The following is a 12,699-nucleotide window of genomic DNA, read 5'->3' on the forward strand; positions in this document are numbered from 1 at the left end:
GCCCCACCTACTTCCCCAGCGCTTTTTTGGCTGCTGCGTTCATTTTAGCATCGAGCTCGTCCAGCCGTCTCCGTTTGTGCTCAGCTTGCACATCCTTCGCGGTCAGGATCTCTTTGTACTGCTTCTGCAGCTTGGCGATCTGCTTCTGGTAGGGCTTCATGCGGGCGTAGTCCTTCGCGTCCTCCGCCTGCATCTCCGTCTCGTTGAAATCGGCTGATGCCTTTTTCTTCGAGAGCTTGTCCCAGTCCTTGTAGAAGTCCTCCCGAACCTGGCCGCCGCCGCTGGTCTTCACGAAGAAGGAGCGGGCGAGCGGCTGTTCGGTTGGCTTCAGCTTCGGCAATGGAACTTCCCGGCCGCCCCGCGCCGCGTTGATGCCTGCGTCAACCATGTCCACGCCGTAGTTGGCCAGGCCGGCGCCGTAGCCGCTGATGGTGTTGTCGATGATGCGCGGGCTCGCCAGGTTCGTCTCGCCGAGGCCGACCTGCGCCATGAAGGAGCCGATTTCCTTGGCCAGCTCGCTTGTGTAGACGCCGTACTGGTCCTTCTTCTCGAAGCGCTGCTCGCCCATTGGAACGACCGGCGTTTTTCGGAAGAAAGAGTAGTTGGAAACGGCTTCGAGCAAAGGTGTCAGTGCTGTAATCATAACAGGCGGTGCAATAGACCCTACAGCAGTCCAAACATATCCGTCATAGGCATCCGGGTCATTTTTCGCCAACCAATCGAGGAACCGCTCCGTGCTCGTCGCAAAAAGCATTCCAGCCTCGAACGGCTTCGGGATTCGAACGAACTCACCCGTGCCTGGTATGCCGATGACGAAGAAGTTATCCTTTTGAAATTGTGGAATGTTCTCAAATTTTTCCCGCTCCTCCGGACTGAGTTGAGTTCGATTCCAGCGATGAATTATTCCTGCCGGAATAGCAAGCGCGGTTATAGCTCGGATGGTAAAAGAAAGAGGATTATCAAGAAATGCTCGCCTCATTTTATCTGTCCCCTGAAGCGAGGCGTTTAAGAATGCGATTATCTGATTCGCATTTCTCATTGCGCTGCCGGCCCGGTTGAAGTCCATCAAATCCTTCGCGGTGTAGGCCGCCTCCTCGATGTCACCCGTCTTCTTCAGCGCCTTGTTAAAGGCGCCGACCTTGGTCGATAATTCAGAGATTTCTGCGCCGGCTCGTAGCAGGCCAACCGTACCTTTCAGAGCTTTGTATCCGCTCAGCAGTTTGGCCAGCTCCGCCGGCGAGGTGACGGTGATCATAGTTTTGTCTCGCCAGCTCTGACGGAACACGGCTTGCATCGCTTCCCGGCTTGCATCTCGATCAAGCGACATCATCGTGCCCATCGCGCCGCCGCTGTTCACGAATTTCTCGTAGACATCCGTACGGCCGATGACGTGCCCGAGCCCCTTGAAAAAATCGATCGGGTTGAAACCGTACTTGCTGCTGTTCACGATTGCTCCAACTACGTCCCGAAAAGCGTTGCGGATAATGAATTCTGGAGTCAACGTCGCTCCGGATCTTAGCAAATTTGCAGCGGTACCAGCAACGAACCTAATGAGACCCGTCAGCTTTTCGTCATCCAATGACAGCATGGCGTTGTAGAGGTCCGGGTTCCGCACCTTGTACGCCAGCTTCTTGCCGTCCTGGTAGACGTCGATGATGTGCTCCTTCCCGGACTTCTGCCCAGGCACACGCTCCACCCAAACGCCCGCGCCTTCCACGTCGGCAAGCGCGGCGAGCCGCTGACCGACCTTGTTCTTCGCGGCCGAATTCATGACGAGGAACGTGTTCTTGATCATCGACTCGAACGGGTTGATGATGCTCCGCTGGCTGCCCTCTTCGCTCATTTTCCGAATCGGGGTCGTGATGTTGGCGAACGCTTTCGACGCGCCGTAACCGCCGTTCTTGAAGCCGACCACGTCGTCATCATCAAAGTGGCGCATGAACGGCACGTAGTTCGGGTAGAGTCGCTTCATCTCCTGAACGCCTTGTTTGGAGATGAAGCCGGCATCCTGCAGGATGCTCAGCAAAGCATCGTTGTACTGCATGATCTGCTGATGCGCCTTCTTCACGATCGTGTTGCTTTCCCAGCGGGTCATGACTTCCGACATCTGCGCTGGCGTGAAGGGTGTCTCCTTGCCCAGACGTCGCAAGTCGATCGCATGCCGCACGGCCAGGTAGGTCGCGAAGTCGTGTTCGCTCATGCCAATCTCTTCAAGCGGCCGGACGATTTTGGCCATGCCCTCGCTGAGCTTGTTGCCCTGGCTATCGAAGATCCCGCGCGTGACGGCCATCTTCGCCCGCTCCGGCACGCCGCGGCTGAGTCGGGCGAGCTTGTAGAGAGACTTGCCGCCCTGTTCGATCTTTCCCGTCAGCGCGAGCTCGGCGAGCCTCAGCGGGTTCAGGTCGTCAAAAGCCTGCGTGTAAAACTTGCTCCAGGTCCAGCGACGCTCCTTCTTCCCGCCGGCCATCTCAATCAGGCCCTTCGCCTGCTCGTAGTCCCCCTGCTGCAGCCAGGTCTGCATATCCTTCTGGACGCGGACCAGCCCCCGCTGCATCTTGCCCGGTAGCACCGAATTGAGGTACGCCCCGAACTTGGGAGCGAGCTGCTTCGCCTGCTGCGGATCGGCCAGGTAGACGCGGAAGAACTCCGCGATGCCCTCGTCGAACCACTCGCTGCGCGGGTACTGTTGGTAATCGTGGACGCCGACCTGATCCATCATGTCGAGCAACTCCTGTTCGAGCTGACGATTCTGCTTCAAGCTGAACCGTTTCTCGAGGTGATGGCCGACCTCGTGCGCGATCGTGTCGAGATCCTCGGCGTAGCCCGTGCGGATGACTTCCGACTGCGTCTTGTAGAGGCCGAGCACCTGCTGGCGGGAGACGCCCATGCGGCCGGTATCAATCGTCGCTCCGAGATTCTTTCGGATGCTCTCGACGACCTGCACACGGGAGATCGTCTTCCCGCCATCCGCCGCGCCCGCTCCCGGCGCCATCCCAGCGCTGCCCGCTCCAGCGACGCGCGCCTGCGATCCCTCTGGCAGCTGCCGCTTGATCTGATCCCGGCTCGCCTGCAAGGAGTCTGCCACCTCCTGCACCGCCGCGCGCTCCGCCGGGTCCGCAATGGCCGGAGCCGCCTGCCTGATGTTGGCCAACTCCCCATCGATGTCCTCGATGTCGGCCGGCCGCCACGGCGGTACGTCGCCCATGTCGTCGGCGAAGCCCTCGTTCACGTGCTTGGTCGCCAGTTGCCGCAGGTCCTTGTCGGTTGGCTTGCGGCCGTTCTCGGCAAAGAAATCCCGATACCAGCGGGGATTGTCCGACTGCCGGCCGAACCGCCCCGTTACCTCGCCTTCCGCGTTCTGAACAAGGCCGCCCTGCCGCACGCCGCCGCGCGAAGCCATCGACTCCTTCAGGTACTGGTATTGATCCTCGACGGCCTTTGCATACTGCTGCTGCAGCCGATCGTGCCGATTCAGGTTGTTGGCCAGCTCGACGCCAGGATCGGAGACAGCTGAGCCGCTGACGTTCCGCTCGATGCGCGCAGTCGGAGGAGCGATGACCTCCCCCTCGGCTCGCGGCGCGTTCGTCCGCTCCACGAATGCCTCTATTTCTTTCCGCAGCGGGGCCTCCTGCGCGTAACGAACCGCCTTCGGGATCTGCATTGCGCCTTCAAACAGCCCGCTGAGCCCTGCACCCAGCACCGCGCCGGTTCCGGCCAGCTTAGCGATCTCGTCGCCGTCCGTCTGGCCCATCGCCATGCCGGTTGCCGTATTCGTCGCCGCCCCCTCCGCCGCGCCGCCGAGTATCCGCGCCGCAGCCCCAGGCACTCGCCCGGTCGCCGCGCGCTGGACCTGCCCGGCGATGACACCGCCGCCCATCGCCGGGCCGCCCGCCATCAAGCCGCGCGTCAGCTCGGAGATCCCGCCGCCAGCCGCCCGCAGGAATCGGTCGAAAGCCGGATTGCCCGTCGTCGCGCTCAGCCGCGGCTCCGCCTCCAGAACCGAGGCGTTGTAGTTGCCCTCCTGGAACACCTCGCCCGCGCGGTAGACGGGCAGGTCCTTCAGCTTCTCGACGAACTGCTGCGCCTTGCTCGAGTTCGTCGTGTAATGGACCTCCGGCACCTCAATCATGCCCGGAAGCGTCTTGCTCCCGGTTCCGCCTGCCGCCTTGATCTGCGCGCCGCGCTTGAGCGGATCGAATTCAAAAGGCTCCGGCGTGGATGCCGAAGCCTTCGGTTTGGCCATCTCCTTCAGGTTCTGCAGAATCGTCCACGGGTTCGTCATGGCGAGCGCATGCTGCCCGATCGCACGCTCCTCCGCCGTCCGGATCGGCGCCTGGCTGGCATAGACCGCCTGAACGCTCGCATACTTCGATGTCCCTGAGGGCGAACCGCCCGCCGCCTGTCCGCCGCTAATTGGACGGACGCTGTCGTACTTGCTGGCCATCCTCTTCCTCCTTTCCGGCCGTCAACCCAAGATTTTCTTGACGTAGTTCTTCGTCTCCGTCGGGGCGTATGCGAGCCAGTTGTCGCCGTATTTCTTGACGGCCTTGTCGACGTTGCCTCCGCCCCAGTTGTAGCCGGCGAGCGCCTTGGCCCAGTCTCCCTTATATTTGGCCGCAAGCCCGGACAGCATCTTGCCGGCCGCATCCACCGCCTGGGCCGGATCGTAAGGGTCGATTCCGTACCCGCGCGCGGTGGCCGGCATGAACTGCATCATCCCGGAAGCGCCGCTCTTCTTGTTGGTCGCGTTCGGATTAAAGCCCGACTCCGTCTTCGCGACCGACTCGAGAAGCCCCTGCGGTAGCCCGTATTTGCTTTGTGCCGAAGAAAATAAGCTGGCGTACTGGTTCGGCGCCTGTACGCCAGCGGCTACTTTCCCGCGCTGGGTTGTGCCGGCGTCGTGTAGTTGCCGCCTCCGTTCCCGTTGCGCTTGAGGAACGACGTCTCCTCCTCGCCGGTGATGCCCATGTAGCGAAGCACCTGCGCGATGCTGCCATCATCATACCCCTGCGAGCGCATGGACGTGACCGTATCCACCCACACGTTGTAGCGCGCATCCTGGTTGGTCTTCGGCGGTGTATACCGATACGATTTACCTCCAGGGTCCTGGCCGGCATACTGGAACGACTGCGCCAGTGACTTGATTTCGTTCGGATCAATCGTCCGGATCTTGTTCGCCGCGCCATCGCTGTACGGCATGCCAGCCTGCACCCCGTAGGATTCGAGCCCGGCCGGCGCCTGCCCGGTGAGCTTCCAGATGTCGACGAGACGGCCGAACGAGCTGTTGCTGTTCTGCTGGCTCTGGCTGTTCGCCTGCAGCTCATAGGAGCGATCCGACTCATAGACGCCTCGGCTGTAATTCTGCTGCGCCATCGCCTGCTGCAGCGCGGCCATCGTCGGCCCGTTTCCGCCTGCGGCCGCCTGCCGGAAGAGACCGGACCAGTCCGCCTGCGGGTTGACGATGGCGCCCGTAAGCCCCGCGACATCAATGGCCGCGCCGAAGTTGGCCTGTTGCCGCTGCAGCTGCGCCTGCTGGCCGGCAAGGCTGAGCGGAGCCGATCCGCTCGACGCCTGCCGCACAAGGCCGCTCCAATCACTCTGCGGGCTGAGCACCTGCCCGGTCAGCTGGGAGTAAGCGAGGGCCGCGTCCAGGTTCTGCTGCTTGCCGGCCATCGTCGACTGGCCGTTGTAGACGCCCGTCAGCCCCGCCTCCTGCATGAGTTTCTGCCAGCCGAACTGATCCTCCGCGAACTGCTGATTGATGTCGTCCCGGTAACGGCCGTAATTGCTCTGGTCGACCTCAAACGCACGCGTGTCGCCATACTTCAGCAGGTCGTAGAGCGCTGCCGCCTTGTCCGCGCCGACCGACTGCGCCAGCGCGAGCTCGTTCTGCGCCGCGTTGTTCTGGAGGTTCGCTCGCTGCTCGCTGATATTCTGGAGCGCATTCGTCTCCGCGCGGTTGATGTCCGTGAGCGCCCCCTGACGGCTGGCCGCCTGCGCCGCCGCGAGCGTCAGGTTTTGGCCGTCGCCGGTCAGTCCCATGTTGGCCATGACCTCGTTCATGCCTTGCTGCCCCTGCATCGCCGCCACGTCCGCCGCGTTCCGGTTGTCGTAGGCGGACTGCCGGGCCTGTGTCTCCTGGGCATTGTAACCCTGCAGCGCCGTTGCAAGTGCGTCCCGCAGCTTCTGCGTCTCCGCCGAAAGCCGGTTGTCGTAGAGCGTGTTCAGCTGATTCGTCATGCCGGTCAGGTCCGGCCCCGTATATGTCGACTGGTAGCCTGGCTGCGCCGGCGCGGCCGATCCGTTCGCCGGGCTGCCGCCTGACGGGTAGAAGGCGGCCCCCACGGAAGGCGCGGACGGCGTCGCAGCAGGAGCCGACGGCCCGGGCTGTGTAGACTGGCCAGCCAGATACTGCCGGAGCTGTGCCGCACTCATGCCTTGGACCTGCCTTGCCAGAGCGGGATCGAGCTGCGAGTAAAGCCCCTGCGCCGTGCTGGATGCCCATTGCTTGTTTCCCGCGTCGTACTGATCCTTGGCGTAGAGGATGTCGTTCAGCGTCTTGCCTGCGCCGGAGCTTCCCGTCACGGACGTGCCTTGCTGGACGTAGTTCGTCGTCGGCGCCATCGAGACGGCCGGCGCGCCAGACGCCACCGGCGCCGGAGTCGCTGCCGGCGGGCTGTAGGTCGTCATGCTCCCGCCGGTCTGATTGGGAATCACCGGGTTCTGCAGCGTGACGCTGCCGCCGAGCGCGTTCCCGCCGTTCGCTTGGGCCGCGAGCGCCTGCTGCGCCTTCTGGCTCCCCGCAGCGGCCGCCGCCTCCTGCGCGGCGCGGAGCTTGGCTAGATCCACTCCTGGCATCTAGACCGCCTCCTCGCCGCCATCGACCGGCTGTTCAGAATTTGACGGCGGTGCCGGGTCCGCTGAAGGCACTGTCTCCGCCGGCGGGATGACCACCGGCGGCTCTGGTTCCGTCGGCGCGGGCGGCTGCGGCGTCGGTTCGGGCTCCAGTGGAGCCGGACGCGGGGGCATGAGCGCCGTCGTGTCGCCGTGCTCCGCCGCCGTAATCCAGCTGCGGCCGAGCGCGTTGTCGACTTGGTCGTAGCTGTACGTCGCTGCCGCATACTGTTTCACCGGCTGGACGTACTCCGGCTTGATGCTCGGAAACGACCGATTGCCGTAGAGGTAGACCTCTCGGGCGTAGGAGCCCGTCATAAACGGATAGATTGTCGCCATCTAGCGGCCCCCCATGCTTTCCAAGATGAATTCCATGAATGCCGTCTGATCGGCTGATTGCTGAGCCAGCTGTCGCTCGAGCTCTTCAATGCGGAGCTGATCCTGCGTCTTCGGCACCGGCCGCGCCGCCCATTCCTCGTCGAGCTCTGCCTGCGAGCGGGCGAGCATGCTGCCGCTCGTGATGCGATACAGCGGCTGCCCGCGATCGTTCGTGAGCGGGATGTTGAAATGCCGCCCGCTCTGTCCGCTGACAAGGATGTCCCCGGCCTGAGGCTGATCAAAGGCTGTCGTGAAGCCGCGAACGACGAGCCCGGCGGCGTCGGTGCGGATGAACCATTGCGGATCGTACATGGTCGTGCCTCCTTAGAGTTCGGCGTCGGCGGTCCAATGGAACTGCCACATGCCATTCGCAAGCGTCCCGGCGCCTTGATACATGCGTCCGGCACGGTTGGTGCTTGGTCTCTCAATCCCGCTCACAGCAGAATCAGATGCATCTCCAAATCTTCTGGACGAATTTACGAATCCTGTGAACGGGCTATACAGCGTCATCGTAGGGACGGTTCGCTTGGCGACCTTGAAAGATCCAGCATCAACAAGACCAAATCCGTTTGAGGAGTGTCCCGTTACCGTGCCTGCATCAACTACTGTTCCAGGCGCATCTTGGAGAGAGTAAGTCTTTTCATAGTACCTCTGACAACGGGCTAACTCGTCGGCGATTACTGACTGCGAGAAAGAGCTGGCTGTCTCCCCGGCGTTTACGCTAGCCATCGCGATGTCGTAATAACCCACGACTCCACTGCTGGGAATGCGGAGGAACTGAAGGAACAGGTAACTATTTGCACCGATTGTCTTGCCATTTACGCTCGGTATCGAAAATGTAACCGTCACTCGGGAAAAAGTTGGACCGATGGCAACGGTGGAGACTTCCGATACAGTCGGAGATCCTCCTGATCCGAATACCTGTCCGTAGGCAACCTGCATGCTCGTTGCTACAGGCGAACGAACATACATGCTCAACGTAATTTTTTGCCCCGCAAAAGTACGCACATCTTCGATTTTTTGCCCAAGATTAATTGAACCCGAGGATAAAGAAATCACTCTTAATGTCAGATAGTGGCGCGGGTTTAAGTTTGCGGGTAGCGTGGGGTCTCCAGGGATGATGTCATTTCTCCCCACTGTATAGGATGCACTCCCTCCCTCGTCAGAAACGAACCAGCGATCGGCCGTGTATACGTTTCGACCGCTGAAAAATAGGCCTCGCTGCCAAATATCGAATCCCCCGTTTATAAGTCCTTGCCTCGAAAATGGCGAAAGACCATACTGCGGCAGCGGGTCCGCTCCGTTGATGTATGCCGCCAGCTGATCCAGCGGCTGCATCATCTGATCGCGGAAGGCCGTCTCGTTGGCCGGCTTTTGCGGGAACGTCACTGTGTTTCGGTAGCCGTCCGGCGGATTGAATTGAAAGGGCATGCTGCACCTCCTATTTCACTTTTTTGACGATCAGGTACTGAACGATCAGGCTCATCAGCGACAGGTTTTCGTTGAGCGAGTCGTTCGCGAACTCCATCTGGAAGTAGACGACCTTCTTCGTGCGCGGCCGCAAGCGCTCGGGCGGCGGGTATTCGTTGACGGCCCATGTCCACGTGTCCCAGGCGGCCAGATTCCAGCGGAACGAGTTAACGTTCACTTCCTGCTCGTCCACCTTCTCCCCGCGCTCGCTGATGTACCGGATGCTTACGGTGCTGTAGCCGCCGGCCTTCGACGTGAACCAGACCTTCTTCACGGTCTTCAGCCAGTCCGGCAGCCCGAAGGAGAAGCGCTTCGTCCGCCAGTAAGCATCAATCGGCTGACCGAAGTCGTTCTGGTTGGCCGTGAAGCCGATGAGCCGCCCCGCACTGCGGCTGCCGTAGTAAAGCTCCCGATCGCCCTGTATCCAGCACGCCGCATCCATCCCGCTGAGCGGGAACCACGGAAGCCGCTCCTCGTCCGCCGCAACGTTGCCGCTGCTGCCGAAGGGGCCAAGCCGGTAGTCCCAGACGTAGACGCTGGAGCCGACGCACAGCCAGTACCGGCCGTCGAAGTCGACGCTGCTCGCCGCCTGCAGGTCCGCCTTCGGCAGATCGAGCAGCCCTGGCCGCGTCGGCTGGCCGTTGATGTTGCCGCTGATCGGCTGCACGTTCCGCTCGTCCTTTAACGAGGTCTGCAGCAAGATGAAGCCGCCCAGCTCGCTATTGAAGAAGACGACGTTGTTGTCGATGATCTGCACGCTGCCCGGCATGTCGCAGCCGATCGCTCCGTTGATCGGGTAGAGGGGGAAGGACGCGCCGATCGCGCTCGCGCCCCAGAATCCCTGCGTCATGGGATTGGTGTAGCCCGTGAAGTACAGGCTCCGCTCCTTGAGGTACACGAGCTTGTCGTAATGCTTCGCGCAGGCGACGAGCCGCTCCGAGCTGCTGCCGACGTCCGAATACTCATTTTCCGGCCAGTAGGTCGGGTCCATCAGGCCGCTGCGGAATGCGCGGTTCGGGTAGCTCGGATTGCCCCAGGCGAAGAGGCGCGTGTCGTTGTCGCCGCCGTAGTCGATCGCGTAACGACAGCCGCGAATCCGCTCCGGCCCGCCTGGGTTGCTCTTGTACGCCGTGACGATGACGTTGTTCGGCGCGCCTGTTGGGATCGCTCCGTTCGGCGCGCTGCCGGCCGCGAAGTCGATGAAGGCATAGGGCGACGCCGTCCGGTTGACCGTGAAATGTGTGCCCTCTGTCCGCGCCGCGCCGTTGATCGTCACCGTGACGGCCGTCGCGTCCAGGCCGGTCAACGGCAGATAGTACTTGGTCGAGCTGCCGTCCGAGCTGAAGCTGACCTTGAACGCCGCCGTCAGCAGGTTGGCTTGCTGGTAGGGTGTGCCGCCGCCGGATGGCGGGACCGAGATTGCCAGCGTCGGTACGAACCCCGTCACGCTCGCCGCGGCGAAACTGCCGTCGATTGCGACGAACTGGCTGCCGTTGAGGTAGTAGAGCTTGCCGCCGAAGGCGATGAAGCTGCCCGGGGCATTGGCCAGGCCGCTCATGATCTGCACAGGCGCACCGCTGCCGCTCTGCCGGTACAGCGCCGAGCCCCAGGCGAATACGCGCTGCCCCGCCCAGAAGCGCTCATACGCCCCGTTCACGCGCCCCGCGCCGAGGGAGGAGGCGTAGACGTAGGCCTGGCCATCGCGCTTGCTCAGGATGCTGCCGTTGTCGTTGGCCAGCATGTTGAGCATGGCCGGGCTCTGGTTGTCTCGGATCTGGGTCGGATCGTACTTGTAGGAGACGCCGCCGGACAGCATGACCTGCGAATCCGCGCCGAGCCGCAGCTCTGGGGGCGCCGCCGTGGCCGCCGGGCGGTCGATCGAGATGCCCATCTACCTCACCTCTCCACGCTGATGGTCATGTACTGGCTGACGCGCGTCTGAATCTGATCGAAGGCCGAGTTGAACAAGCCGAGGAACGTCGCCGCCTTTTCCCTGCTCTCGTTGTCCGGCTCGAGGCTCAGCACGTAGAAATTGGCGTAGTAGCAGAACAGCAGGTGGTCGACGCGGTTCTCCGGCACGAGCGGCTCCGCTGTCAGGTCGCCGATCGGCAGGCGCGGAGGCAGGAAGGCGTACTCGACCTGCAGCTCCTCCCCGGCATGGTCCCGGCACGTCAGGAACGACTCGTTCCGCAGCGACCAGTCAGCCTCGTCGCCGTAGCCGTCGTAGGCGTTCAGCAGCCGCACGGCGGGCCGCGACAGGCCGGACAGATCGAACGTCCCTCGCTCGTCCAGCGTGACCGCCTCCTGCGCCGTGAGGACGTACTTCTCGCGCGCGACGAGCTGATAGGCGTAGTTGATCCCCGTGACGATCTTCGTCGCGATGCTCAGCTCCTCGCCTTCGTAGGTGCCGGCCGCCGACTTGGTCAGCGTCTCGTCGATGTCGCCCGCGCATTGTTGAATCATCTCGTCCAGCGTCATGATGCTCCCCTCCCCTCAACGTAAAAAGGGCAGGGCACGAATGCCCTGCCCCCTGTATCAACCTTCCGCCTCGTTGCCGGTCACCTCGACGATCGAGCTGCCGAACAGGCGATGCCCCTTGATGAAGTCGACCTCTTTCTTGACGGTCGTCGTGTATTCGCCGTTCTCAAACCGGATATGCTGGCCGGGAACGGGGACGAGAATGCCTTCGACGATGCTGTTGCGTGCGGGAACCATGCAGAGCACCTGGTTCGCGCAGCGCGAGCTGAATTTTGCCACTGGAGCCTCTCCCCTCTATCGTTTCGTTGGACTAGCTGGTCACACCGGTCAGGACGGCATGCGTCTCCGGATTGCGGACCTCAAGGCCGGCCTCCGTAATATACTGGTCAACGCGCGCATCGAGGTCGTTGGCCTGGATGTTCGTCTCCAGCTTCGTGTCGCGGCCGGCGAGCGGGCGGTGCTTGACGTTGGCCGGGTCGATGATGACGCCGTAGCCGCCGTAGACCGCGCCCTCCAGGATGTGCTGGTAGTTCATCAGGTTGTAGGTCCCGAACGGCGTGATGTACTTCTTGATGTCCAGGCCGAATTCTTTGGCCTGCTGATCGACTTCGAGTTTGTTCATGGCCCAGCTATTCAGGACCGTGAGCAGGCGGGCCGAGCACAGCAGGATCTTCTCCTTCGAACCGTATTTAAACACGGTCTCGGAGATGTTGTTGTCGAACTCGGTTGCCGTCAGCTGACCGCCCGCGTCGTAGTTGTTTTTGGTCAAGAAGGAGAGCAGGCCACCCGTCGTGCGCAGAGGTTTCGCTCCGGACGTGTCCAGCTTCTTCTCGCCGAACATGTAGGAACGCGCGATGTCAATTTTGTGCTGCGCGCCGCCTTTTGCTTGCTGGTAGGCCAGGTCCTTACCGCCGTACATCTTCGTCGCGTTCTCCGTGCCGGTCACGCCGAACGGCGTTTTGAAGATCTGCGTGTAGTTGAAGCGCGGGACCTCCTGCGTCGACTTGAGCTCGCGCGTCCCGGAACCCTCCTGATTGGCGTTGCCGATGATGACGAGCGGATCGTCGTTGACGATCGCCGCAGCTGCCGTCAGGCCGTAGCCTCGGCCGACCGTGATGGTGTTCGTGCCGCTGTTTACGGTTTTGACGAGCATCACCTCGCCCGTGCGCGGCACCTTGATGATGTCGTTCGGCGAGAAATACGCGCCGTTGTCGACGACCATCGACGTGTCGGAAGCCGTGTATCCAGCGACCAGGTTAATCGCGTCCCAGCGTGGGAGCAGATCGTCCTCCAGCCACTCGAATTTCGGGCTGTTGGCCGTCTCCGTGTTGCGCTTGGCGATCTTGAGGAAGGACATGAACGGCTCCGCGTTAGGCTGCAGCAGGCCGATCGTGTCGGACATGTCGACGACGACTTTACTCGATCCGATGTTGAGGGTATCGCGCACCCCCGTTGTTACTGGTGGCATCTATGTTCACG

Annotated in this window: 9 protein-coding genes and 1 pseudogene; all 10 read right to left on the bottom strand. The window is 62.1% G+C overall.

Annotated elements, in window-relative coordinates; translation table 11 throughout:
- Positions 1–7: 7 nt before the first annotated feature.
- The 10 genes and pseudogenes from HGI30_RS15855 to HGI30_RS15900 all read right to left on the bottom strand — a co-directional run bounded on the left by HGI30_RS15855 (position 8) and on the right by HGI30_RS15900 (position 12,688).
- Entirely contained in the window at positions 8–4,444 is a 4,437-nt protein-coding gene (locus tag HGI30_RS15855; RefSeq protein WP_168908444.1) for an LPD38 domain-containing protein, read from the bottom strand.
- A gap of 21 nt (positions 4,445–4,465) precedes the next feature.
- Positions 4,466–4,822 (bottom strand): annotated as a pseudogene (locus HGI30_RS15860) (lytic transglycosylase domain-containing protein); the annotation flags it as partial.
- A 47-nt stretch (positions 4,823–4,869) separates the two neighbouring features.
- Positions 4,870–6,858, bottom strand: coding sequence for a hypothetical protein (locus tag HGI30_RS15865; protein ID WP_168908445.1), 1,989 nt, complete (start codon positions 6,856–6,858; stop codon positions 4,870–4,872).
- Complete coding sequence (locus tag HGI30_RS15870; protein WP_168908446.1) at positions 6,859–7,233, bottom strand: hypothetical protein; 375 nt, start codon at positions 7,231–7,233, stop codon at positions 6,859–6,861.
- Positions 7,234–7,584: a hypothetical protein gene (locus HGI30_RS15875; RefSeq protein WP_168908447.1), complete on the bottom strand. Its 351-nt coding sequence runs from the start codon at positions 7,582–7,584 to the stop codon at positions 7,234–7,236.
- Positions 7,585–7,596: 12 nt separating this feature from the next.
- Complete coding sequence (locus tag HGI30_RS15880) at positions 7,597–8,703, bottom strand: hypothetical protein (protein ID WP_168908448.1); 1,107 nt, start codon at positions 8,701–8,703, stop codon at positions 7,597–7,599.
- A gap of 10 nt (positions 8,704–8,713) precedes the next feature.
- Complete coding sequence (locus HGI30_RS15885; RefSeq protein ID WP_168908449.1) at positions 8,714–10,633, bottom strand: hypothetical protein; 1,920 nt, start codon at positions 10,631–10,633, stop codon at positions 8,714–8,716.
- A 5-nt stretch (positions 10,634–10,638) separates the two neighbouring features.
- Complete coding sequence (locus tag HGI30_RS15890) at positions 10,639–11,220, bottom strand: hypothetical protein (RefSeq protein ID WP_168908450.1); 582 nt, start codon at positions 11,218–11,220, stop codon at positions 10,639–10,641.
- Positions 11,221–11,277: 57 nt separating this feature from the next.
- Positions 11,278–11,499: a hypothetical protein gene (locus HGI30_RS15895; protein WP_168908451.1), complete on the bottom strand. Its 222-nt coding sequence runs from the start codon at positions 11,497–11,499 to the stop codon at positions 11,278–11,280.
- Positions 11,500–11,530: 31 nt separating this feature from the next.
- Positions 11,531–12,688: an SU10 major capsid protein gene (locus HGI30_RS15900; RefSeq protein ID WP_168908452.1), complete on the bottom strand. Its 1,158-nt coding sequence runs from the start codon at positions 12,686–12,688 to the stop codon at positions 11,531–11,533.
- Positions 12,689–12,699: the final 11 nt, after the last annotated feature.

Origin of the sequence: Paenibacillus albicereus, assembly GCF_012676905.1 — a bacterium.
GTDB classification, from domain to species: Bacteria; Bacillota; Bacilli; order Paenibacillales; family Paenibacillaceae; genus Paenibacillus_O; species Paenibacillus_O albicereus.